Below are 24,223 nucleotides of genomic sequence, written 5' to 3'. Positions count from 1 at the left end.
GGCACGCTGCAACTGCAAACCTTAAACCAGCAACAGGCGGCTAATGGCATCGCTTTGAGCGAGGCAAAAAAAGCTTTGGAGCTGATACAGGCGACGACGCATAAAAACGCCGAGCAGTTCCGCGCATTGTTGCAGCAAGGCCAACCTTGCCCGGTCTGCGGAGCGCTTGAGCATCCGTGGAACGATCAGGCGAGCCTAGGCAATGAACATGCCTTAGCACAGTCAGCACGGGTCGTTGAGCTGGAAAGCCGGCATGAAGCGCTGATTAAAGCCAGCGCCGAATTGACCAAAGGCATCAGTCAAGGACAACAGCAAAAAACGACACTGGAAGGCAGGCTGGCCGAGGCGCAGACAAAGCTCGATATTTGCAGCAGCGATTGGGCGGCTCTGGCTATGCAAGATAAGGTCGCATCGGTCGGGAGCAGTCTCGTCCACCCTCTTTGGCAGTCGCCTGATTTTTCGGTTACGGATATTCAGCTGTTGCCTGCACTAAAAGGTCATGAAGAGCAGGTCAATTCCGCGCTGGAACAAATCAGGCAGCAGGAAAAGGCAGCACTTGACTTGCAAAAACAGCTAAAAGCGGCACAGGATTTATTCGATGCAGATCGCCGGAATAAGGAAAAGCTGTCTGTCGAATACGCCGAGCTGGATAAGCAACATGCCAAAAATAAAATCGATCTGGAACATGTCGCTGCCAGTGTTCAGGAACTGGACAAGCAACTGCAAGCGATTGTCGAGTTACTGGCGGCCCCGTTTCGTCAGGTCGACAACTGGCAAGCTGATTTGCAGGATTCCGCCACAGGATTCAGGCAGGGTTACGCGGCAAAAGCGCAGCAATTCCAACTCGCCGGGCAGCAGATTGAAGCCGCCGCCAAAGCCCTGGAAAAAATCAACCACGACGAAAAGCTTGCCGAGCAGGCGCTAAAGCAATGCCTGCAACAACATCGAATTAAACAGGCCGAGTTAATCGCCCAAACGACAGAACAGCAAAAATTGTCAGTCGAGCGCGAGACGGTGTTGCCAAGCGTTACCGCCGACAGCTTCGAGCAAACCGTCAACCAGGACGTACAGGTTGCAAGAGCTGCCCAGCAGCAGGCCGGTCATGCAGTCAATCAGGCCGAAACGGAGCTGGCAACCCATAAACAAAATCAGCGGCATTGGCAAACCGAGGCCGGCAGGCGTTACGGCAACTTGGAAAAATCCCTAAGTGCGCTGAACCAGTCGCTGGAAAAGCAGGCCATCGATGTGGAGCAGTTAAGCGGCTTATTGGAAAAAGATGACGGTTGGCTGACGGAGCGCAAAGCCCAAATGGCGGCTCTGGAGCGAAGTCTGCAAGAGTCTTTGGCGTTGTTGAAAGTTAAGGCCGACGATTGCTTTAAACATCAACCGCCATGGAGGGCAGAAGTGTCGCAAGACGTAGGGAATTCCTGCGACCAAAGCCATGCGGTCGAGTTGCTTGAGGAAGATGCTAATAAACTGTCGGTCGAGTTGCAGCAGCAAAGACAGATTGCGCATAGCCAAAAAGAAGAGCAGGTCATACTGCTGCGGGAAGACGATAAAAAAATAGAAACCGGGCGTCTTTTGAAAACGGAGCTGGACAGCCAACGGGAGCGCTGGGAGCAATGGGAGAGCGTGAATGAATTGATCGGCTCAAAAAACGGCGCCAAGTTCCGTACCTTTGCCCAAAGCCTGACCCTGGAAGCGTTGCTGGCGCACAGCAACCGACATCTTGAAGACTTCGCCAAGCGCTACGCGCTGCAACGCGTGCCGGGCAGCGACCTGGAACTGCAAATCATCGACCGCGACATGGCGGACGATGTACGGAGCATTCACAGCCTGTCCGGCGGCGAAAGCTTTTTGGTGTCGCTGGCGCTGGCCTTGGGCTTGGCATCGTTGTCATCCAACAAAACCCAGGTTGAATCGCTGTTTATCGATGAAGGTTTCGGCAGCCTGGACCCTGAAACGCTGGACATCGCCATTGCCAGCCTTGATACCCTGCAAGCCTTGGGCAGGAAAGTCGGTGTTATCTCGCATGTGCCTATTTTGGTAGAGCGTATCGGCGCCAAGGTGGTGGTTGAAAAGCAAGGCGGAGGACGGAGCCGTGTTGAGATTGTTGGCGGGTATTAAACCAACGCTAACGCGATAAGGTATAACTTTATCCTTGCGTTGGCTGAGGTTCTCTTGTTGGTTATGACAGCATTATGATCGATGAATATTATTTCCTGGGGAGGACCAGAATCATAAATTTGCTTAGTTTCAGCCTCGGGTATAATGGCGTATTGATATAACATCCATTAAAGAGGAACGCCATGCCGACCGATATTTTACTTACGGTTGTTGCAACATCTGTAGTTCAGTCTGTTTTTGGGGTAGGCGTATTATTATTTGGTACTCCCCTGTTGCTTTTACTCGGCTATGGCTTTGTCGATGCACTGGGCGTGTTGCTGCCTGTTTCTATTGCCATAAGCGCTTTGCAAGTTCTGAGGCACTACGAAGATGTTGATACCCGGTTTTATAAAAATGTACTGGTTTACAGTATTCCTTTAGTGGTGATGTTTTTACTGGTGGTTACTACGGTCGAGATCAATATCAGTCTGGTGGTTGGTACACTGCTGATTTTTGTGGCGTTAAAAAATTTTTCATCAGTTATTGATAGAACGTTACAGTCCATCGTCAAGTATGAAAGAATTTATCTGATGGGGATGGGACTGGTTCATGGCATGAGCAACTTAGGCGGTTCTATGTTAACCGCGATCATTTACAGCAAGAAGTACCCGAAAAACAAAACGCGCGTGACGGCTGCGGCAAGCTATGCGACGCTGGCCTTGTGTCAATTAGCGACGTTATGGTTTATCGGTAATGATTTTACGGTGTCATTTACGGACAAGATAAGCTTTATTCAGGTCGCTGTCGTGATGTTTTTATTGACTGAAGAAATGCTTTACAACGGGATCGATAATGAAAAATACAACAAGATATTTGCGGCGTTTTTGTTTGCATCAGGTATCTTGTTAATAATGAAGTCCTTATAAAATTTGGAGAGAGAAATGAAAGACTTGGTTAAAAAACTGTTGAATTATTTCCTGATCGGAGTGCTTGCGGTTATTCCGATTGTCATCGTTTTGCAAATTATGATCTTCGTAAAAGACCGGGTTTCCGATTTGTTCCAAATGGTTTACGGCTATGCGGATAATTATCTTTATACGATCCTGGTTTTCGCGATCAGTTTTTTTATTCTGGTATACATTGGCCGAAAATTAGTCCGGGAAGGCCGTTCCTGGGTGATTGGAGCCTTTGACCATATTATTGATCGAATCCCATTGATGAACACGCTTTACCGTGTGCTTAAAAAAGTCATCAATATGTTTACATCCCATGACCGGACTATTGCAAAGGAAGTGGTCTATGTCGAGTATCCCAAAGACGGCGTGTGGATGACTGCTTATGTTACTAACCGGTACGATGATAAATATGTGCTGTTTGTTCCGACATCACCTAACCCGACATCCGGCTTTACGGTGATTGTCGAGAAATCGAAGGTAATTAAATCCGCCATGAATATCGAAGAGGCCAGCAGTTTTATCATCAGTGTCGGCGTTGATTACGGCAAGGCTTCGGAAATGAGTCAGCTGCCCTAAATCTGAACCACAGCAAGGAAACAAGATGAAACTATTAATTAGAGTGGCGGCAATTTTGGCGCTGGTTGCAATCGTCGGCTGCAATAAAGACGATAAACAGGTTGAAGCTGTAGATCCCGGTCCATTAAAAACGCAACTGGAAACTTTGCAGCAGGCCAAACAGGTTGAGCAACAGATTCAGGGCGCCGCGGATCAACAGCGCCAAAAAATAGAGGAGGGAACTCAATAGCTTGCAAGGCTAACGGTATGTTTTTAGTTATCCAGGAGCTACAAATTGTAATCGGGTATCGGCGGGAGTAAATAATCGCTGAAAGCGTTTTGTTTTATTGACTTTAAGCGGGTTGTTTGTTATGTATGAGTTTGCCTTTGTTGGCAAAAACAATAATAAATATAAACAATTACGTAGCGAGGTGGATAATGGCATCTGATAACGGCACCAAAACAGGCAAGTTGGCGAAGCTAACTCAACTGGAAGCGGAGGTGGTCAAGCTTTCCGAGCAGCTGAAAAAAAATAAGAAGACTATCGTTTCGCTGAAAAAATCTTTAACTGAGCGCGATTTAAAGATTCATGAACTGGAATTAAAATTGGTATACGCTCAACAATCGTTGTTGAAAAAAACCATATTTACAATTCACCAATGCAGGGAGCAAACCAAAAATGGAATTGATGAAAAAATAATCAACCCGGCTTTAGCGCAAATTCAGCAGCAGATTGAAGTCATTCGGGGCATTGTTTATGAAGCCAAGGATTTCATCAGCAAGAAAAAATTGCTGATTCACGAAAACATTCATACCACTTCCAATATAGTTCATCAATGTCCTGATCAGGCGATAATGTATTTTGAAAAATGGGTTGTTGAGCCGGCCAGATTAATGATCAGTGAAGTTGTTGAGTTGACCGACCACCATCTAAAAAACAGTCAATCCCAGATCGAGCAAAAAATCATCTATCCATGCAAACTATGGTATGACAAAGTTGCTATCGTTGCACAGGCGCTACCGATGCAAAGTCAGGTCATTTTTCAAGTGTGGTTAGTAGCGCCGGTGATGCAAAAGGTGGAAGCATTACCTGTTATTGGAAAAGAGCTGGGCGCCAATGCGGAGGCATTGCTGAAGCATTTGATTGGCCATTTAAAATCCGGAGCGGAACAGGGTTTTGAAAAAACAGTCGAGGCAATAAAAAAATCATCTTTTTGGGATGGAAAGCGCAAGATGGAAGCCGCTTAAGGGGCGTCATTTTCAGGCGCTTAAAACGACGAGGCGACCTAGGCTGGTCGCCTGTCCTCATCAAGAACGGTTTAAGTCAACAGAGTGGCTTCCAATCTTTACTGTGGTTATTTAACCAGACTCAATAAAATCCCCGCCGCCACAGCAGAACCAATCACCCCGGCGACATTAGGCCCCATGGCATGCATCAGCAGGAAGTTATGCGGGTTACTCTCCAGTCCGATTTTGTTGGCTACCCGCGCGGCCATCGGCACTGCGGAGACACCGGCTGCGCCGATTAGCGGATTAATCGGGATGCTGCTGAATTTATTCATTATTTTCGCCATGATCACGCCGGCCGCCGTGCCGATGCTAAAAGCAATCGCTCCTAAACCTAGAATGCCCAGTGTTTTGATTTGCAAAAAAGCATCAGCGCTGAGCTTTGAACCTACCGCTAATCCCAGGAAAATAGTGACGATGTTGATCAGCTCATTTTGTGCGGTTTGACTCAAGCGCTCAACCACGCCGCAGGCGTTCATCAGATTGCCCAATGCGAACATGCCGATTAAAGGTGCGGCTGACGGCAGCAACAGGGCGCAGATAACCAGCAGCATCAACGGGAAGATGATTTTTTCAGTTTTTCCCACGACGCGCAGTTGTTGCATTTCGATCTTGCGTTCGTCTTCGGTGGTTAAGGCGCGCATGATCGGCGGCTGTATTAATGGCACTAGAGCCATGTAGGAGTATGCCGCGACCGCGATAGCTCCCAACAAGTCGGGCGATAATTTTGACGCCACGTAAATAGCGGTCGGGCCGTCGGCACCGCCGATAATGCCGATTGCAGCGGCATCTCTTATGCTGAATTCCAGCCCCGGTATGGCGTTGAGCGCCAGCGCTCCCAGCAATGAGGCAAAGATGCCGAATTGCGCCGCAGCGCCCAGCAACAACGTTTTAGGGTTAGCCAGCATGGGGCCGAAATCGGTCATTGCGCCAACGCCCATGAATATCAGCAACGGAAATAGGCCGGTTTTAATGCCGTAATACAAGTAGTACAAAATACCGCCTTCCTCGGCGATACCGGCAACCGGGATATTACTGAGTATGGCGCCAAAGCCTATCGGCAATAACAGCAAGGGTTCAAAGCCTTTTTTGATGGCCAGAAACAGCAGCAAAAAGCCGACCATCATCATAAAGGCCTGTCCGCCAGTGAAATTGTATATGCCGGTGCTATGCCAGAGTGAAATGATATTTTCCATGAGATGTCTCTTTATTAAGTCATGTAGAGCGGCCGGATGGCCGCCCTTTATGCCCTGTGGGTGCTACGGTTTCTCGAATTTTCTGCAGTTATCCTTTATAAAGAAATCAGCACATCGCCTCCGGCAACGGCACTGCCTTCTTTTATGTTAATAGTACTGACGATTCCGGCCGTTTTGGAACGGACTTCAGTTTCCATTTTCATCGCTTCCATGATGATTACGACATCGCCTTCGGCAACGATGCTGCCTACATCGACCAGAACTTTCAAAATATTGCCGGCCATTGGAGACTCAACCATGGCGCCGCTGCTGGCTATCAGCGCGGCATGAGTCGCACTGGCGGCGGGCTGAATCGTCAGGGCGGCGTTGTTGGCTCCAACGATAACGCTGAAATTCCTGCCATCGACGTTGACGGTATAAGTTTCCGTTTGCGGCTGGGGCGGCGGAGTAGAGGTTGAGGCCGGGGATGCATTGGCGGCAGCAAAGGCTTGCGCATCCGGCGCGGCTTCAAAGGCGGCCGGATTACCCCGGTTAGCCAAAAACTTCCAGCCGACTTGCGCGAACAAGCCGTTGATCAGCGCGTCTTCCTCGATGCTGGCAGAAAGAGTTACGCCCTCGGCTTGTGCTTTTTCCTTGACTTCGGCAATCAGTTTGTCCATTTCCGGCGCGATCAGGTCGGCTGGGCGGCAGGTAATCGGTTCTGCACCGTTCAATATCTTTTCTTGCAAGGCTTTGTTGACCGGTGCAGGCGTTGCGCCATATTCGCCTTTTAAAACGCCGGCGGTTTCCTTGGTGATGTTTTTGTAGCGTTCGCCGTTCATCACATTAATCACGGCTTGGGTGCCGACGATTTGCGAAGTCGGCGTCACCAGTGGAATAAAGCCCAAGTCTTCGCGAACACGCGGGATTTCCAGCATGACTTCGTCGAACTTGTCGGCGGCGCCCTGTTCTTTCAGTTGGCTTTCCATGTTGGTCAGCATGCCGCCCGGCACTTGGGAAATCAGGATACGGCTGTCGACGCCTTTTAAGCTGCCTTCATATTGCGCATATTTTTTGCGTATGTCCCGGAAATAAGTGGCAATATGTTCCAGTTCGACCAGGTCCAGGCCGGTATCGCGACCGGTGTCTTCCAGGCTGGCGACGATGGTTTCGGTGGGGCTGTGCCCGTAGGTCATGCTCATTGACGAAATGGCGGTATCGACATTGTCCACACCAGCTTCGGCGGCCTTGATCAGCGTGCCGACACTCAAGCCTGTGGTGGCATGGCAATGCAGATGGATCGGAATTTTAGTGCTTTTTTTCAGGCGTTTGACCAGTTCAAAGGCATCGTAAGGCTTGAGCAGTCCGGCCATGTCCTTGATGCAAATGGAATGCGCGCCCATGTCCTCGATCTGTTTACCCAGATCAACCCATAAATCCATGGTGTGTACGGGGCTGGTGGTGTAGGAAATGGTGCCTTGCGCATGGGCATCAGTGCGGAGCACGGCTTTGACCGCGTGCTCGATGTTGCGCATGTCATTCATCGCATCGAAAATGCGGAATACGTCAATACCGTTGACGACGCAACGCTCGACGAACTTATCGACCACATCGTCGGCATAATGACGGTAGCCCAGGATATTCTGGCCGCGGAACAGCATTTGCTGGGGCGTTTTGGGCATGGCAGCTTTCAGCAGGCGCAGTCTTTCCCAAGGGTCTTCGCCCAGGTAGCGGATACAGGCATCAAAGGTTGCGCCGCCCCAGGACTCAATAGACCAATAACCGATCTGGTCGAGCTTTTCGCAAATCGGCAGCATGTCTTCGATGCGCAACCGGGTTGCCAAAATGGATTGATGGGCATCACGCAGAACGACTTCGGTGATACCTAAGGGCTGCTTTTTAACAGTGGACATGCTTATTGTTTCTCCTGAAACCTTCGTAAATTTTGATCGTTGACCTAAAGGTGGTTAGTTATGCTTTTTGCGGTACTGGTGTACGGCGGCAGTTATCGCCGCAACAACGCTCTTGTCAATATCATTGGTAATGCCGGGAACTGACCTTGATACAGGTATCTCCGGGAAGTAGCGTTGCACCAGTGCCGACATGAGGTTGATAGCGACTACCAACATGGTCAAAAACAGGAATACTATGCTCATCCCGGTAAACATTAATTCGATCCCGCTAGTCATTTGTTCTGTCATGGTTGATCACGTATTTAAAATTCAATAACTATTGCATTGTATCATAGGCAAAAATCATAACTAATCGATGTTTGTTTTCGTATCAATTTGGCATGCAGTCTTTTGGCTATGCGGCCTTGAGCGCGTACAATACACGGCATTGTAAATGCTTGTTATAGGGGTAAAAACATGACGAATAAAGAGCACGACGAAAATATCCAGTGGCAAGACAAATTAACGCCGGAGCAATTTAACATTTGCCGCCAGAAAGCTACCGAACCGCCTTTTACCGGCAAATATGTCGATTGCAAGAAAGACGGTATTTATCATTGCATTTGCTGCGGCAATCCGTTGTTCGATTCGACGACCAAATATGATTCCGGCTCCGGCTGGCCGAGCTTCTGGGATGTGCTATCGGAGCATAGCGTTGCTGAACATGCTGACGTCAGTCACGGCATGCGCAGGGTGGAAGTGACCTGTAAATCCTGCGGCGCGCATTTAGGCCATGTCTTTGAGGACGGTCCGCGACCGACAGGATTGCGCTACTGTATCAATTCCGCCGCATTAGACTTGAAAGAAAGAGTATGAGTGCTAGACAACCGGTTCAAAATTTACTGGATTTCATCGACGCAAGCCCCAGTCCCTGGCACGTCGTTAAAACCATTGAAGCGCTGCTTGCAACGCAAACACCGGCCTGGCAACGTCTTGACGAAACGGCCAAGTGGACATTGCAGCCGGGCGGGCGGTATTACGTGGTGCGCGATGATTCCTCGATTATCCTGTTTATAGTAGGGCAAAAACCGCTGGCTGAAACCGGCTTTAAGATTATCGGCGCACATACCGATTCGCCCGGCTTAAGGATCAAGCCGAATGCCGCCAGTAGCGCGGACGGCTTGATGAGGTTGGGTGTCGAGATATACGGCGGCCCGATACTGGCGACCTTTACCGACAGGGATTTGAGCCTTGCCGGACGTATCGCTTATAAAAACGATCAGGATCAGATAACCGGTATGCTGGTTAAATTCGATCAACCGCTGCTGCGGTTGCCTAATTTGGCCATTCATATGAACAGGACGGTCAATGAGGAAGGCCTGAAACTGCAAAAGCAAACCGAATTACCGCTGATCTTGTCGGCATCGGCCGAAGAACAACTGCCGCAAGCTTATTTTTCGGCGTTGTTGCATCAGCAAACCGGCATCGCCGCTACGCGGATCTTGTCCTGGGACTTGGCGGTGTACGATACGCAAAAAGGGGTTTTCTGGGGAGCTGAAAGCGAGTTTTATGCAAACAGCCAATTGGATAATTTGGCATCGTGTCATGCGGCGTTACAGGCGCTGCTGGATAATGCAGATTTACGGCCGGACAGCACGCGAGTATGCGCGTTATTCGACCATGAAGAAATCGGTAGTCAAAGCAACAAAGGCGCAGACGGCAGTTTCCTGCCCGATGTGCTTGGACGTATCGCTTTGGCGACCGCAACCGACGGAGAGGATTATGCCAGGGCGCTGGCGAAAAGCTTCATGATCAGCTCGGATATGGCGCACGCCTACCAACCCAATTTTCCCAATGCTTACGATCCGGGCCATAAAGTTATCGTCAACAAAGGCCCGGTGATTAAAATCAACGCCAATCATAACTACAGCTCGGAAAGCGTGTCGGCGGCGATGTTCGTTGACTGGTGCGAACAGGCCGGCGTACCGTATCAGAAATATTCGCACCGTTGCGATATGCCCTGCGGCAGCACAATAGGGCCGATTACCTCTGCAAAACTCGGCATCCGCTCGATCGATGTCGGCAATCCCATGTGGGCGATGCACAGTATCAGGGAAAGCGCCGGGGTGCTGGATCACGATTATATGATCAGGGTGATGAAACGATTTTTCGCCGCACCTTAATGGCGGCCAATTTAGTCCCCTTTGACGGCGAACTTTATTTAATCAAGCAGTTTTACAGTTTGCCGGAATCTGACCGGTTATTTGCACAGTTGCAAACCGAGCTGGTTTGGCAGGAAGAGGCGATTTTTATTTACGGCAGGTGGGTTAAAGTGCCCCGTTTGATGTGCTGGTATGGGGACAAGGATGCCTGGTACCGCTATTCGGGCGTTAGCCATCAGCCACTGCCGTGGACTCCGGTGTTACAAGCCATCAGAGAAAGGATGGAGCGGCAATGTCAATGCTCCTTTAACAGCGTATTAGCCAATTTGTACCGCAACGGGGAAGACTCGATGGGCTGTCATGCCGATAATGAAAAAGAGCTGGGGCTAAATCCGGTAATTGCGTCGTTGAGCCTCGGCGACGAGCGGCTATTTAAACTGCATCATAAACAAAGCAAAGAAAAGCGGGATATTGCTTTAGGTCATGGCGATTTGTTGGTAATGGCCGGAACCTTGCAGCACCATTGGACGCATTCAGTGCCTAAAACGAAAAAGCTGAAAACGCCACGGATTAATTTGACGTTTCGGAAGATTAAGGCGGAGTGACTCATTCGCCACGATACGATCGGCTTCAGGAATGTTTATAATGCCGGGTCGTTTACGTCAGGGTGGGATCATGAGTATACGATAAAACAAAATGACATTTTACTGCGCATTAATCGGCAAAATTTACATAAAAATAATAAATACTTCGAAATAATGTCTATACTCATTCAATTATCTCACGCGTCAGAATAGATGAAAATTGTCAGTTTATCAGGTGTTTTTTTTTTCATAGTCTTGCTTGCGCAGCAGGCTATGGCTGATGATGCCAATGTCGAATATAAAGTAAAAGCCGGTTATTTATATAATTTCACCAAATTTATTACCTGGCCTGAGGATAACAGTGAAACCTTTAACCTTTGTATTGTGGGTGAGGATCCTTTCGGCGGTTTAATAGATCCCATCGAACAACGCACGGCATTTGGACGACCTATTAAACTATTCAGGTTTAATAGCCTTAATAAAGAGCAGAGCTGCCATATCCTTTTTATCAGCACCTCTGTCAAGGATAACGTCTTGCTTGAAAGCATGCTGGCTATTCAAAAAACCAATAAATCCTTAACCGTAGGCGAAAGTAAAGAGTTTGCTGCTCAGGGAGGGATGATTGGCTTTGTAAATAGACAGGGCAATATAAAGTTACAAATTAATCTAAAAATGCTGCAACAGAGCGATTTAAAAATCAGCGCAAAGTTATTGGAAGTCGCTGAGCTTGTTGGGGAGGAAAGCAATGATTAGATTTGTTCGTAATTTGCCTATAAATCGAAAACTACTGCTAATTTTAACATTTTCCAGTATTACCTCTTTGTTGTTTGCCGGTTTGTTGTTGATAGTGCTGGAAATCACGGAATTTCAGAAGAATACTCAGGATGACTTGTCAACCTTGGCTCGAATTGTAGGTAATCGTAGTACCGCTGCTTTAATGTTTGGGGACAAGGATTTGGCCAATGAAAACCTGGCGGTCTTCGGCAATCTGCCCGACGTGCGGCTAGCGTGTCTTTATGATGGACAAGGTGTTGTTTTTGCACAATTACAGAAACAAAAGACATCCGAGTGTCCTTTATCCATTAACTCTGAAATAACCCGGTTTGAAAAAGACCATCTACATATCACTGAACTGGTTGATGTCGATGGCGCACAATTGGGTACGGTCTATATTTATGCTGATTTAACCAAGGCTTACTGGCGCAGAATACAGTTTTCAGGACTCATACTTCTGGTGTTGGCCGGGGTATCAATACTGAGTTTCTTTTTATCAACGCCGCTATTGACGCTTATTTCCTCGCCGATAAAAAAGCTTGTCGATAAAGTTAAAAAAATTAGCGATACCAAAGATTACTCGTTGAGAGCAATTAAAGTTAATGATGATGAGTTAGGTGTTCTGGTTGATGCATTCAATGGCTTGATCGGTACTGTTGAAGCTCAGAACCAGGCTTTGACGCTGGCAAAAGACCGCTATCTGGCGCTTTATAATGACAATCCGACCATGGTTTTTAATCTGTCCATAGACGGGCGTATTTTATCCGCTAACCGAACCTGCGCGCGACATCTGGGCTTATCTGTTGATGAACTGCAAGGTTGCTCGATTTTTGATTTTGTTCATACGGATGACACGTCTATCCTGCATGAATTAATGGAGCATTGTTTGGCGAACCCTTTGCTGGTCTATAAACAAGAGCTTAGACAGGTTTGCAGTAAAGGAAGGATTATTTGGGTTAGGGCCACAGCGAGACGGGTTGAAAATGAACATCGGCAGAGCAGTTTATTGCTGGTGGGCGAAGATATCATGGAAGCCCGCTTATTGAGCGAAAAAGTGGCTTATCAGGCAAGCCATGATGCTTTGACAGGCTTGGCCAATCGCACCCAGTTCGATAATTATATCAAGCATGCGGTCGCATTGGCTCATACCGATAATTCGGAACATGCTTTGTGTTACTTGGATCTTGATCAATTTAAAGTGGTCAACGATACCTGCGGGCATCTTGCCGGCGATGAACTGCTTAGACAGCTGGGTGAGCTGTTAAGACGGAATATAAGGAAACATGATTTTGTCGCTCGACTGGGTGGTGACGAGTTTGGCGTGTTGATGGGCAATTGCTCATTGAATGAAGCGTTTCAAGCTTGTGAGAATATACGGGATTTGATTAAAGATTTCCGTTTTGCCTGGGAAGACAGAAGCTTTACCATCGGCGCGAGCATTGGTATTTCAGCTATTAACAGCTCTAGTGGTAATGCTGTCAATCTGCTTAAAGAGGCCGATGCCGCCTGCTATGCGGCGAAAGACAACGGCCGAAATCGGGTGCATGTTTTCCGTCCTGACGATGAAGAGTTGGCCATGAGGCAGGGAGAAATGCAATGGGTAGAAAAAATTCAGCAGGGGCTGGAACAGAATCGGTTTTGCCTGTACGGGCAGCCGATCGTCGCAATCGCTCATCCCGAGGACGGCCTGCATTTTGAAACACTGGTTCGTTATCGGGATGAGGATGGACGCATTATTCCCCCTGGAGCATTTCTACCGGCGGCAGAACGTTATAATTTGGCGTCTGAGTTGGATCGATGGGTAATCAGGCATCTATTCGAATGGATAGCGAATAAACCCGGTTTTCTGGATAACTTGTCAGTTTGCTCGGTTAATTTATCCGGCTTGTCGATGTCCGATGAAACCATGCTGGTGTTTCTTTCCGAGCAATTCTCCAAATGGGCAATTCCGGCACATAAAATCTGTTTTGAGGTAACCGAAACAGCCGCTATCGCCAATTTATCCTATGCGACCAAATTCATTAATCAATTAAAAGAGCGGGGGTGTTTGTTTTCGTTGGACGACTTTGGCAGCGGCTTGTCCTCTTTTGCCTATTTAAAGAACTTGCCGGTCGATTATCTTAAAATTGATGGTTTGTTTGTTAAGGATATTCTGCATGATAAGGTGGATTTTGCGATGGTGAAATCCATTAACGAAGTTGGGCATGTTATGGGTAAAAAGACCATTGCCGAATTTGTTGAAAACGAACAAATCTTTAATTTGCTTAGTGAGTTAGGCGTGGACTATGCGCAAGGCTACGGGATTGGGAAACCGGTGCCGCTGGGAGAACTTAAACTTATAACCCCCTTTACAGGGACGTCAAAATGAAAGTCAAAACCACACTTGTTGTTAACTGTTTGGCGCTGATGCTTTACAGCGATTTTGTTAAGGCAGAGGCAAATAAGGTGGATGATTTCTTTGCCATGTCGCCGGCTGAACTTGCCGCGACACCTATCGTCAGCATTGCCACCGGAACGCCAAAGCCGATTTTCCAATCTGCCGCAGTAACCAGTGTCATTACCGCTGAACAGATCAAATCTATGGGGGCGACCGAACTGCATGAGGTTTTGGAGACAGTGCCTGGGGTTCATGCCAGCTTGCAAAGAAGCACTTATGATTATAATTACAGTGTTCGCGGCATACAAAACCCCACCAATTCACAACTTCTGATAATGTTAAACGGTACGCGCATCACTACGCCGTTCCGTGGCACAACGATGTCCGGTATGGAATTGCCTGTTGAAGCAATTCAACGAGTGGAAGTTATCAGGGGGCCTGGGTCAGCACTTTATGGCGCGGATGCTTTTGCGGGGGTTATTAATATTATTACCAAAAAAGCCAAGGATATTGATGGCACAAAAGTTGGTGCCCGCGTAGGTGATCACAGCACCCAGAGCGGTTGGGGGCAACATGGCGCCAAGTGGGCGGGCTGGGATGTTGCGACCAGTTTGCAATACCAGCATACCAGCGGGGATGACGGGCGGATTCTTAATGCTGACGCTCAAACCGTTAAAGATAATGCATTTGGCACCCATGCCTCTTTAGCGCCAGGGGCAATGCCGACTCGCTATGAAACTTTGAATGGGCATCTCTCATTACAGCGTAAGCATTGGGATATCGGCTTCTGGGGCTTCAATGAAATTGATGGCGGTGCTCGCGCTGGTGTTAATGCAACGCTAGATCCAAGGGGTAAAGCTAACGGGGAGCAATACCTGGGGGATGTGCGTTTCTCCACAGAGGACTGGTTTGACGATTTGGAACTGACGGCACATTTCAGTTACCTGCAGGCTGATTTTAACGCGGCATTTCAGGTTTTTCCAAATAATGCCAGCCTGCCGGTTACTGATACTGGAAATATCAGCAATACGCTTGATCCTTTAGTTCCAAGGACGTTTTTTCCTAATGGCGTCAATAATAATTTAGGGCGAATAGAGAAAATTCCGTCCATTGAGTTGAGTTCAATCTATCAGGGTTGGGGCAATCATGTGTTGCGGTTAGGCACAGGCTTTCGGTATGAAGAGATCACTACCAGTGAGAGTAGAAATTTCGGTTATGGGACGCCGCTGCCCGCAGTAGTTAGTGGCGCCTTAACTGATGTGACTGGTACACAGTTTGTGTATTTACCCGATACCCACCGATCAATCTGGTCTGCTGTAGCACAGGATGAATGGCAATTCGCTGAACATTGGCAGTTAACAACCGGTGTGCGCTTCGATGACTATTCTGATTTTGGCAACACCGTAAATCCGCGTGCAGCCCTGGTTTGGGACATTAATGAGCAACTGACCAGCAAACTGTTGTATGGCAAAGCCTTCAGGGCGCCAAACTTTTCAGAGCAAGGCAACCAGAATAATCCTGTCATCGTTGGCAACAAGCAGTTAAAGCCGGAGATCATTAACACTGTTGAATGGGCTTTTGATTACCGGCCTTTCTCTGGACTGAGAACGGCAGTCAATCTGTATTATTATGAAATTGAAAATCTTATCGCCATACCGGCAGGATCGGTCACCTTTCAAAATAGCGGCAATCAGAATGGTTACGGCACTGAGTTCGAATGGAACTGGCAAGCCACTGAAAATTGGAATGTAATGGGTAATTACGCTTGGCAAAACGCCCGTAGCACCGACACTAATAGCCGAGTGACAGGTGTACCTGAGCATCATGTATATACAGCAGTTGGCTGGCAGTTTTTGCCGCAGTGGCAATTACAGCCGCAGGTTAACTGGATCGGCAGCCGAACCAGTGCATTCGACGATAATAGATCACTAAAAGATTATGAGACGATTGACTTAACATTGCGAGGCAAAAAACTATTTGGGCATCTTAATCTGTCAGCATCCATCCGCAATATGTTCGATGCTAATAATCTTGAGCCTGCAAGCCCTGCACTGCCGCAAAATATCCCATTGCCGGGAAGAAGCTTCTATATTGAAGCCGTTATTGGCTTTTAAATAAACAAATAGAATAGGTTTGCAATAAGTAATATTGATGCGAAATTCGGCGGCTTTATCGCGGCCGGATTTGCCCGTTATTAGTTAGCATATTCCAATGATTTAAATTTTTTTTGGCTACGCCATCCAGGAGATCATCTATCTTAATCACACAAGGTTGGCGTAGGCCGTAGTGGTTCACTAATGGGCCAATTTCAACAAAATGTATGCCTAATGCCGAAATAATCCGAATCAAAGCTGGTTCCATGAAAGCGTACCAGTAATGAATATTATTTTCAGAGCTCATTTTAATGCCGCATGCAATTAAAGCCAGTGTCAAATAGGAAGAGCTCCGTTTTTCTTCTTGTTCAAATATAACTTTTGAACCAACAATATCGTTAGTGATCAATAAATGCCCCTCGTTTTTCCTGCGCCTAAATTCTTTCGATATACAAAATCGGGACAGCTCAGCCAAATTATGTCGGGGTATTAATTTTAATAAATCAACATCATCAATCTGGCTGTGTTTTTCTATTGGAAATAGTTTTTTTCCATTATGGGCATTTGGCAAAATAAGTCGGGTAGTTGCCATATAAGTTCGAAGCTCACGATGGCGAATTAAATAATGACTTGAATGCGAGTCGTATTCATCAAATTCTATTTCGCCAGAATGGTCTATAAAATTATTAAATCCTGTTTTATCTCCATTTTCAGTGCTATAGACTTGATAACGTAATTTATATACTTCATGCTTAAGTTCGTCGGTAACCGCAGGAACCATCTCGAAATACTTATTAAAAATATTAATGGCATTTATTTCTGGCATCTGTCTAAAAACCGTATTTTAATTATATTAGATAAATAAACAGGAAAGCAAAAAACTACCGAATAGCCTTAAAACCAATATCGGTACGGTAATAGACATTATCCCAATGGATGTTATTAGTTAGCGCGTAGGCTTTGCTTTGGGCTTCCTTGATATCATGGCCCAAAGCGCAAGCGCATAGCACCCGTCCGCCGGCCGTAACCAGATCGTCACCGACTTGTTGGGTGGCTGCATGAAACACCTTGCGGTCTTCTTGTTCCTCAGTCGGCAAGCCGGAAATAACTGCGCCGCTTTGAGAGGCGTCAGGATAGCCGCCGGCCGCCAAAACAACGCCTAATGCGGCGCGTTCGTCCCAGTCGCTGCTGGTTTCGTCGAGATTGCCGGTCAGCGCGGCTTCGCAGAGCTCCACCAGATCGCTCTTCAAGCGCATCATGATCGGTTGCGTTTCAGGATCGCCAAAACGGCAATTGTATTCTAGCACTTTAACAGCGCCGTCTGCGGAGATCATCAAGCCGGCATACAGAAAGCCCGTGTAAGGCAGGCCGTCTTCGGCCATACCTTTTAAGGTCGGCTCGATGACTTCGCGCATGACCCGTTGGTGAAGTTCAGGGGTGACGACCGGGGCAGGGGAGTAAGCACCCATGCCGCCGGTGTTAGGGCCTTTGTCACCATTGTCGCGGGCTTTATGATCCTGGGATGTTGCCATCGGCAAGGCATGCTTGCCATCGGCTATGACGATAAAGCTGGCTTCTTCGCCAGTCAGGAATTCTTCGACGACAACGCGATTGCCCGCTTCGCCGAACACATTGCCGGATAACATATCTTCAACAGCCGCTATTGCTTCCTGTTCGGACTGGGCGACGATGACGCCTTTGCCTGCGGCCAAGCCATCGGCCTTGACTACGATCGGTGCGCCTTGTTGTTTTATGTAGGCTATGGCTTGCTGTTTGTCGGTAAAAGATTGGTATTTCGCCGTTGGAATGTGGTGGCGGATCATGAAATCTTTGCAAAAAGTCTTGGAGCCTTCGAGCTGCGCGGCTTTTGCGGTCGGGCCAAAGCACTTGAGACCCGCTTCCTGGAAACGGTCAACGATACCCAAAACCAGAGGCACTTCGGGGCCGATGATGGTCAAGCCAATCGCTTCTTTCCGGGCAAATGCCAATAATGCGTCAATATCGTTGGCGGCAATGGCGATATTTTCTACAGACGGTTCCAGCGCGGTACCGGCATTGCCGGGTGCGACGAACACTTTTTCGACTTTGGGTGACTGTTTGGCTTTCCAGGCGAGGGCGTGTTCACGGCCGCCGCTGCCGACGATGAGGATTTTCATAAATAAAAGGCTAAGGGCTAAGGGCTAAGGGCTAAGGGCTAAGGGGAGTTTTTTTGTCTTTCGCCTTTTGCCCTTCGTCTAAAATTAATGCCTGAAATGACGCATGCCGGTAAAGACCATTGCGATATTATGCTCATCGGCTGCGGCAATGACTTCATTATCGCGCATCGAGCCGCCGGGCTGGATGACGGCGGTGATGCCTGCTTCGGCTGCGGAGTCGATGCCGTCCCTGAACGGGAAGAACGCGTCGGAAGCCATTGCGGAACCCGGCACATCCAAACCCGCATCGGCGGCTTTGATGCCGGCGATTCTGGCCGAATAAACCCGGCTCATCTGTCCTGCGCCGACGCCTACAGTCTGGCTGTTTTTGCAGTACACGATCGCGTTGGATTTGACGAATTTGGCAACTTTCCAGGCAAATAACAAATCCGCCATCTCCTGTTCGGTCGGGGCACGTTTGCTGACTACTTTGATGTCAGCCGCGCTGATTTCGCCCAAATCCTTGTCCTGAACTAATAGGCCACCGGCAACGCGCTTGAAATCGAGTGACGGTTGCTTATCGCGGCTCCATTGGCCGCATTCCAATACGCGAACATTTTGTTTTTCAGCTAAAACGGTTTGTGCAGCCGCGTTGACAGACGGCGCAATGATGACTTCGACAAATTGGCGTTTGACGATTTCAGCAGCGGTTTGTTCGTCCAGCTCACGGTTAAACGCGATAATGCCGCCGAATGCGGAAGTGGGATCGGTGGCGTAAGCTTTATCGTAAGCATCAAGCAGGCTGCTAGCCTGGGCTACGCCGCAAGGGTTGGCATGCTTGACGATAACGCAGGTCGGTTGGTCGCCAAATGATTTGACGCATTCCAGGGCGGCATCGGCATCGGCAATATTATTGTAGGATAACTCTTTGCCTTGCAGTTGTTTGGCAGCCGCGATCGTGCCGCTGGCCGGTGCTTTTTCGCGGTAAAAAGCGGCGTTTTGGTGCGGATTTTCGCCATAACGCATGGTCTGGTTGCGGTAAAACTGCAAATTCAGCGTTTCAGGAAATTGCACGTTGTTAATATTGCCAAGATAGGCTGAGATCGCGGTGTCATAACGCGCCGTGTGTTCAAAGCTTTTTAGTGCCAGGTTGAAGCGGGTTTGATGAGAAAGCCCGTTGCTGTTTTTTAGTTCGGCAATAACTGCGGTGTAATCGGCCGGATCGACGATCACTGCTACGTCGGCATGATTCTTGGCAGCGGCGCGGATCATGGTCGGACCACCAATATCGATGTTTTCAATGGCGGTATCTAAATCGCAGTCAGGATTGGCGATGGTCTGTTCGAAGGGATACAGGTTAACCACCACCATATCGATCGGCTTAATACCATTTGCCGCCATCACCGCGTCATCAATGCCGCGGCGGGCCAAAATGCCGCCGTGGACTTTGGGGTGCAAGGTTTTAACCCGGCCATCCATCATTTCAGGAAAACCGGTGTAATCGGAAACTTCGGTCGCTGGAATATTATGTTCAGCCAGTGTCTTGGCAGTGCCGCCGGTAGACAGGATTTCGATGCCTAATTGATGGAGCTCCAGGCAAAAATCCACGATACCGGATTTATCGGATACGCTGACCAGCGCGCGAGTGACTTTTTTGTTCATGCAGATCTCAGAATGAAGGGGAGGGGTAAAACCAGCCTTGTTTGGGCATTAGGACAGGCCGTAGAATTCCAGTTTTTTACGCAAGGTGCTGCGGCTCAAGCCCAGCGCTTTAGCGGCTTTGGTTTGGTTGTAGCCGGAATGTTCCAGTGTGGCTTGCAATAACGGCTTTTCGACTTCACCGATAACCATGGCATGCAAATCCACTGCATCATGACCATTCAGGTGCAAAAAATATTGCTCCACTGTCTGCTTCACATGCGCGGATAAGGGAATGGCGGCGATTTTTTTGCTGTCTATGTTAATGACTTCAGCACTTTTTTGGGATGCGTTCATATTATTCAGCACGGTCGGTGGTTAAAGGTTTAAATGCCAAATTAATCAGCGCTATTTGTTGGGATGGACACTGTGCCTGATTGATGATATTCCGCGCGTCTTGAGCTACGGACTCAATATGCTTGAAATACCAGGCTATATGTTTTCTGGCTATTCTAACACCGCTCGCTTTACCGTAGAAGCTATATAGTTTATCCAAATGATTCATGAGAGTGCTGTGTATGTCATTAATTGTTGGTTTTTCAAGGTGTTTACCGTGGTTGATAAAGTGACTTATTTGGCTAAATAGCCATGGATTTCCTTGGGCGGCGCGGCCGATCATTATGGCGTCCGCACCGGTTGAGTGGAGCACAAACTGAGCCTGTTCGGGGGAATCAATATCGCCGTTGGCGATAACCGGAATGCTGATGGTTTGTTTCACCCTTTTAAGAGTTTCATGTTCGGCCTGCCCGTCAAATTTGCAGGCACGAGTTCGTCCGTGAATGGTCAGTGCCGCAATGCCTGCATTTTCGGCTATTTGAGCGATTTCAAGGGCGTTGCGGCTATGCATGTCCCAGCCGGTACGGATTTTTAATGTAACCGGAATATCGACGGCGTTAACGACTGCGTCAAGTATCCGCTTTACCAGCGCTTCATCCCTTAATAATGCAGAGCCTGCCGCGACTGAACAGACTTTTTTGGCCGGGCAACCCATATTAATGTCGATAATTTGGGCGCCTTTTTGGGCGTTGAGCTTTGCCGCATCGGCCATTTGTTGGGGATCGGTGCCTAGGATCTGCACGGAACGTATGCCGACTTCACCGCTATGGTCCGTTTTTAATAACGTTTTTTTATGTCGGCTTAAAGCCGGATTGGATGCGACCATTTCAGATACGGCCAAACCTGCGCCGAATTGCTTGCACAACTCTCTGAACGGCCGATCGCTGATACCGGCCATGGGCGCCAGGATCAGATTGTTTTCCAGTTGATAAGGACCAATTTGCATAGAGAACGCGAAGGGCGAAGGGCTAAAGGCACACGGAAGGTTTTTTAGCCTTTCGCCTTTTGCCCTTCGTCCAACTTACTTATCTCCGTCGTCATTCCAGATGGGATTGTCGCGGTCTTCCGGTTCCAGTTTGACAATATCCTCTGGATAAATATGCCAGAAAGACTTATCTATCTTGGCGTTGTCATAACCTTCCTTTTTGTCATGGCCGAACGGGCACCACCAGTTCTCGACAATCTTGACCATATAAGCATGCCACTCGAACAAGGCGACGCTGTAAGGGCAATACCAAGTGCAGTTCAGAATCCAGAACAGTTTTGACTGTGAGGTGCTGGTTTTGAACGAGCCGTGCATGGTGATTTGATTTTTTAAGGTATAGCGATGGCTGGCACGGTCAGGCAGAAAGTCAGAGTAAGTTTTGAGGTTTTTGGCGCCAATCAGCAGCAAGTGCCAGTAAGTCATATAAGCGCTGGCAAACACAAACGGAAGGGTAAGGATGGGCAGGTACACCAAGACCATGCCTATGCCTCTTTGCAGTACCGGGATTTTTTGGTGATTTTTGCCGATTTCAACACGGCTACAGGACTCGCAAGCTTTCATTATTTTTATATCCTCATTTTTTTGTTGTTAGCAGGGGGGTTATCGTCGGTTTAGCATCGTCCTTATTTAGTAACTGATAAATGCTCAGGCAACCGGCGCAGCAAAATTTTTGCAGACCGTCGCTTGTGGTTAGCGAGAAGCCGGTAATTTCTACCGGTTGACCGCATAATACGCAGGGCTCCGTAGTTTTTGCATCGATCATAAATACCTTACATTTTACAAGCTTGAAGAGACGGAACAAAAAAAAGTTTTCAAGTATTCCGTCTCGGGGGCAGCCGGGTCGATAGGATGATCAGGCCCCTGTCCTCCGGCGGCAAAAAACACCAAATGACGGTCTATATGTCGTCCTGACGAGCGTAAAATTTCATGCAGGTTGTCACGGCTCAGGTGATGGGAGCAGGATGCCGAGACCAGTATGCCGTTCTTGGATAGTACCTGTAAAGCCAGATGATTCAAGCGGCGATAAGCTTCATAGCCTTGCTTGAAATCTTTTTTACGCTTAATTAAAGCAGGAGGATCCAGCACGATAATGTCGTAGAGCTGGTTTTCCAGACGGGCTTGCTTCAGAAACTCAAACACATCGCTACGCACAAAGTGCATTTTATCCTGAACTCCATTCAGCGCCGCGTTTTCCCCTGCCAGCGCCAGTGCGCTTTCCGAGGCATCGACACAGGTGACTTCCAGTGCTCCGGCCAAGGCGGCAGGAATGCCCCATGCTCCGGTATAAGAAAATAGATCGAGCACCCGCTGTCCTTTTGCAATGCCCGCCAATTGGGCGCGGCTGCTGCGATGGTCGTAAAACCAGCCGGTTTTTTGTCCTTCCAGAATGTCGATTTTAAATTGGGCGCCGTTTTCTTCAATGATCAGCGGCTCCGGGAGCTTGCCATAGGCTAGCTCGGATTCCAGGCTTAAGCCTTCCTGCTGCCGCTGGCTGTTATCGTTTTTCAGGATAATGGCCTCGGGATTCAGTAGTTCAATCAGCGCGGCAAACAGGAATTCTTTGCGCTGATCAATTCCTGCGGTGGTTATTTGCACCGACAAGACCGGGCCGAAACGGTCGATGACCAGGCCGGGCAAGCCGTCGCTTTCGCCGAAAACCAGGCGATAGTAGGGTTTGTCGAACAGTTTTTCCCGCAGGGCCAGCGCGGTAGCCAAGCGCTCTTTGAAAAAATTGGCGCCGCATTTCAAGTTGGCTTTTCTGGACAGAAGCCTGGCGCAAATCAGGGCTTGAGGATTGATGTAGGCGGTGCCCAGCACCTTGCCGTCATCGCTTTTTACTTGTACCAGATCGCCTGCGTTGAACTGTTCAAGCGGCGAGCGCTTGGTGTCGACTTCGTTGCTGAACACCCATAGATGGCCTTTGCGTAAACGTTTGTCTTCGTTCTTTTTTAAGTAAATTTCTGGATGAGCCATATTAATAAATTGAGTTTGAAAGTATAACTGCCGACTTTGGTTTTCAGTGCGGCAACGATCAGTCTGGTTGCTGTGGCCGAAATGTTGGGTTCCGGCTGGGCGTATCTTTAAAAAACAGATTGTTTACCCGGACCCGGTCAGCAATCCTATGCGCCACCCACTGCTATGAGGTACGCAAGCATGAAGGCTGATTAGCGCTTGATGCCGTCCAGCCTGATCCAGTCTTCCTGCTGCACCGGCGCGTTGAATGTTATGTATGGCCGATACGCGTTCATCACCGACTCGGCTTGTTCATGCAAAATGCCGGACAAAACCAGATGGCTGCCGGGAGCGACCAGATTGGAAATCTGCTCCGCCATGTCGATTAAGGGTTTTGCCAGGATGTTGGCCAGCACGATGTCCGCCTGAAACGGCGTAAACTGCTCAGGCAGATAGCAGGCGATTTTATCTTGCACCTTGTTTTTTAGCGCATTGCTCTGGGTGGCGGTGATTGCCTGCGGATCAATGTCTACCGCGTGAGCTTCCTTAGCGCCCAATAGAATCGCCGCAACAGCCAAAATTCCGGAGCCGCAGCCGTAGTCGATGACGGTTTTGCCGGTCAAGTCGTGGCTGGCCAGCCATTCCAGACATAAAGCGGTGGTCGGGTGAGTGCCGGTGCCGAAAGCAAGCCCCGGATCGAGGGTCAGACAAACCGTGCCTGGCTCATACTGCTCCTGGTCGGTCGGGCAAACCCAGAGCTTGTCGGCAAACTTCATCGGCTTGTAGTATTCCATCCAGGCGCGTTCCCATTCCTGGTCCGCAACCTCTTCATGCCGCCAGTTGCGTAATTGCTCCGGCTTGAACTGCGCGTAAGTCAAGGCCTTGACCAGAGTGGGATCGGCGTCCAGTTCATACAACGCTATGACTTCAGTGTTGCTCCATATTTTGGTTTCGCCGATAGCCGGTTCGTAAACGGGTTCGTCTTCGGCATCCATATAAGTAACGGACACCGCACCGAGATTGTCGAAAAAGTCGGCAAGCCGGGGCGCAAGATCTTCATTGGTAATAACGGAAATTTGATGCCAGGCCATGATTAAGGGGTATTTTGGAGGGCGGAAAGATGTATTCACCACGAAGGTCACGAAGAAACATAAA

The 24,223-nt window shown here is 48.5% G+C and carries 22 protein-coding genes; 11 read left to right on the top strand and 11 right to left on the bottom strand.

What is annotated here, in order from left to right; all coding sequences use genetic code 11:
• The 5 genes from M0R47_RS14375 to M0R47_RS14355 form a co-directional block, all read left to right on the top strand.
• Positions 1 to 2,127 (top strand): SbcC/MukB-like Walker B domain-containing protein (locus M0R47_RS14375; protein WP_292556030.1); only part of this gene is annotated, 2,127 nt, incomplete at its 5' end.
• Between the two features lie 182 nt (positions 2,128 to 2,309).
• A complete protein-coding gene (locus M0R47_RS14370; protein WP_292556028.1) occupies positions 2,310 to 3,032 on the top strand; it encodes a TSUP family transporter in 723 nt (240 codons plus the stop codon).
• 15 nt (positions 3,033 to 3,047) lie between these two features.
• Positions 3,048 to 3,638, top strand: a complete 591-nt coding sequence (locus M0R47_RS14365; RefSeq protein ID WP_292556026.1) for a DUF502 domain-containing protein — start codon at positions 3,048 to 3,050, stop codon at positions 3,636 to 3,638.
• 25 nt (positions 3,639 to 3,663) lie between these two features.
• Positions 3,664 to 3,867 carry a hypothetical protein gene (locus M0R47_RS14360; RefSeq protein WP_292556025.1) on the top strand — a complete coding sequence of 68 codons (204 nt, stop codon included), beginning with the start codon at positions 3,664 to 3,666 and terminating at the stop codon, positions 3,865 to 3,867.
• A 188-nt stretch (positions 3,868 to 4,055) separates the two neighbouring features.
• Positions 4,056 to 4,865 carry a hypothetical protein gene (locus tag M0R47_RS14355; protein ID WP_292556023.1) on the top strand — a complete coding sequence of 270 codons (810 nt, stop codon included), beginning with the start codon at positions 4,056 to 4,058 and terminating at the stop codon, positions 4,863 to 4,865.
• Between the two features lie 107 nt (positions 4,866 to 4,972).
• On the opposite strand, the gene M0R47_RS14350 is transcribed toward M0R47_RS14355, so the two are convergent.
• The 3 genes from M0R47_RS14350 to M0R47_RS14340 all read right to left on the bottom strand — a co-directional run bounded on the left by M0R47_RS14350 (position 4,973) and on the right by M0R47_RS14340 (position 8,280).
• Positions 4,973 to 6,100, bottom strand: coding sequence for a sodium ion-translocating decarboxylase subunit beta (locus tag M0R47_RS14350; RefSeq protein WP_292556022.1), 1,128 nt, complete (start codon positions 6,098 to 6,100; stop codon positions 4,973 to 4,975).
• Between the two features lie 95 nt (positions 6,101 to 6,195).
• Complete coding sequence (gene oadA, locus M0R47_RS14345; protein WP_292556021.1) at positions 6,196 to 7,992, bottom strand: sodium-extruding oxaloacetate decarboxylase subunit alpha; 1,797 nt, start codon at positions 7,990 to 7,992, stop codon at positions 6,196 to 6,198.
• A gap of 54 nt (positions 7,993 to 8,046) precedes the next feature.
• Complete coding sequence (locus M0R47_RS14340) at positions 8,047 to 8,280, bottom strand: OadG family protein (protein WP_292556019.1); 234 nt, start codon at positions 8,278 to 8,280, stop codon at positions 8,047 to 8,049.
• A 168-nt stretch (positions 8,281 to 8,448) separates the two neighbouring features.
• Between M0R47_RS14340 and msrB the strand changes: the two genes are divergently transcribed.
• The 6 genes from msrB (at position 8,449) to M0R47_RS14310 (ending at position 15,982) form a co-directional block, all read left to right on the top strand.
• A complete protein-coding gene (msrB, locus tag M0R47_RS14335) occupies positions 8,449 to 8,847 on the top strand; it encodes a peptide-methionine (R)-S-oxide reductase MsrB (protein WP_292556017.1) in 399 nt (132 codons plus the stop codon).
• Positions 8,844 to 10,154 carry a M18 family aminopeptidase gene (locus M0R47_RS14330; protein WP_292556015.1) on the top strand — a complete coding sequence of 437 codons (1,311 nt, stop codon included), beginning with the start codon at positions 8,844 to 8,846 and terminating at the stop codon, positions 10,152 to 10,154. Before msrB ends, M0R47_RS14330 begins: the two co-directional genes overlap by 4 nt.
• Complete coding sequence (locus tag M0R47_RS14325; RefSeq protein ID WP_292556013.1) at positions 10,154 to 10,738, top strand: alpha-ketoglutarate-dependent dioxygenase AlkB; 585 nt, start codon at positions 10,154 to 10,156, stop codon at positions 10,736 to 10,738. Before M0R47_RS14330 ends, M0R47_RS14325 begins: the two co-directional genes overlap by 1 nt.
• Positions 10,739 to 10,930: 192 nt before the next feature.
• A complete protein-coding gene (locus M0R47_RS14320) occupies positions 10,931 to 11,470 on the top strand; it encodes a YfiR family protein (protein ID WP_292556011.1) in 540 nt (179 codons plus the stop codon).
• On the top strand, positions 11,463 to 13,859 hold the full coding sequence (locus M0R47_RS14315; protein ID WP_292556010.1) for an EAL domain-containing protein: 2,397 nt from the start codon (positions 11,463 to 11,465) through the stop codon (positions 13,857 to 13,859). Before M0R47_RS14320 ends, M0R47_RS14315 begins: the two co-directional genes overlap by 8 nt.
• A complete protein-coding gene (locus M0R47_RS14310) occupies positions 13,856 to 15,982 on the top strand; it encodes a TonB-dependent receptor (protein WP_292556008.1) in 2,127 nt (708 codons plus the stop codon). Before M0R47_RS14315 ends, M0R47_RS14310 begins: the two co-directional genes overlap by 4 nt.
• 55 nt (positions 15,983 to 16,037) lie before the next feature.
• Here the strand turns inward: M0R47_RS14310 and M0R47_RS14305 are convergent, their stop codons facing one another.
• From M0R47_RS14305 to prmA, 8 genes are all read right to left on the bottom strand, one after another.
• Complete coding sequence (locus M0R47_RS14305) at positions 16,038 to 16,787, bottom strand: PEP-CTERM/exosortase system-associated acyltransferase (protein WP_292556007.1); 750 nt, start codon at positions 16,785 to 16,787, stop codon at positions 16,038 to 16,040.
• Between the two features lie 55 nt (positions 16,788 to 16,842).
• Entirely contained in the window at positions 16,843 to 18,117 is a 1,275-nt protein-coding gene (purD, locus tag M0R47_RS14300) for a phosphoribosylamine--glycine ligase (RefSeq protein WP_292556005.1), read from the bottom strand.
• An 84-nt stretch (positions 18,118 to 18,201) separates the two neighbouring features.
• Complete coding sequence (gene purH / locus M0R47_RS14295) at positions 18,202 to 19,758, bottom strand: bifunctional phosphoribosylaminoimidazolecarboxamide formyltransferase/IMP cyclohydrolase (RefSeq protein WP_292556003.1); 1,557 nt, start codon at positions 19,756 to 19,758, stop codon at positions 18,202 to 18,204.
• A 48-nt stretch (positions 19,759 to 19,806) separates the two neighbouring features.
• Positions 19,807 to 20,091 carry a helix-turn-helix domain-containing protein gene (locus M0R47_RS14290; RefSeq protein ID WP_292556001.1) on the bottom strand — a complete coding sequence of 95 codons (285 nt, stop codon included), beginning with the start codon at positions 20,089 to 20,091 and terminating at the stop codon, positions 19,807 to 19,809.
• A 1-nt stretch (position 20,092) separates the two neighbouring features.
• Positions 20,093 to 21,076: a tRNA dihydrouridine synthase DusB gene (gene dusB, locus M0R47_RS14285; protein WP_292556000.1), complete on the bottom strand. Its 984-nt coding sequence runs from the start codon at positions 21,074 to 21,076 to the stop codon at positions 20,093 to 20,095.
• Between the two features lie 75 nt (positions 21,077 to 21,151).
• Positions 21,152 to 21,676 (bottom strand): hypothetical protein, encoded by a 525-nt coding sequence (locus M0R47_RS14280; RefSeq protein WP_292555998.1) that lies wholly within the window; start codon positions 21,674 to 21,676, stop codon positions 21,152 to 21,154.
• A gap of 216 nt (positions 21,677 to 21,892) precedes the next feature.
• A complete protein-coding gene (locus M0R47_RS14275; RefSeq protein ID WP_292555996.1) occupies positions 21,893 to 23,089 on the bottom strand; it encodes a class I SAM-dependent rRNA methyltransferase in 1,197 nt (398 codons plus the stop codon).
• A gap of 191 nt (positions 23,090 to 23,280) precedes the next feature.
• Positions 23,281 to 24,159: a 50S ribosomal protein L11 methyltransferase gene (gene prmA / locus M0R47_RS14270; RefSeq protein WP_292555994.1), complete on the bottom strand. Its 879-nt coding sequence runs from the start codon at positions 24,157 to 24,159 to the stop codon at positions 23,281 to 23,283.
• Between the last annotated feature and the right edge of the window lie 64 nt (positions 24,160 to 24,223).

Origin of the sequence: Methylobacter sp., assembly GCF_023227905.1 — a bacterium.
Lineage (GTDB): Bacteria > Pseudomonadota > Gammaproteobacteria > Methylococcales > Methylomonadaceae > Methylobacter_A.
Note: the sequence above shows the minus strand (reverse complement) of the source record. Positions and strands in the feature narration are given on the sequence as shown.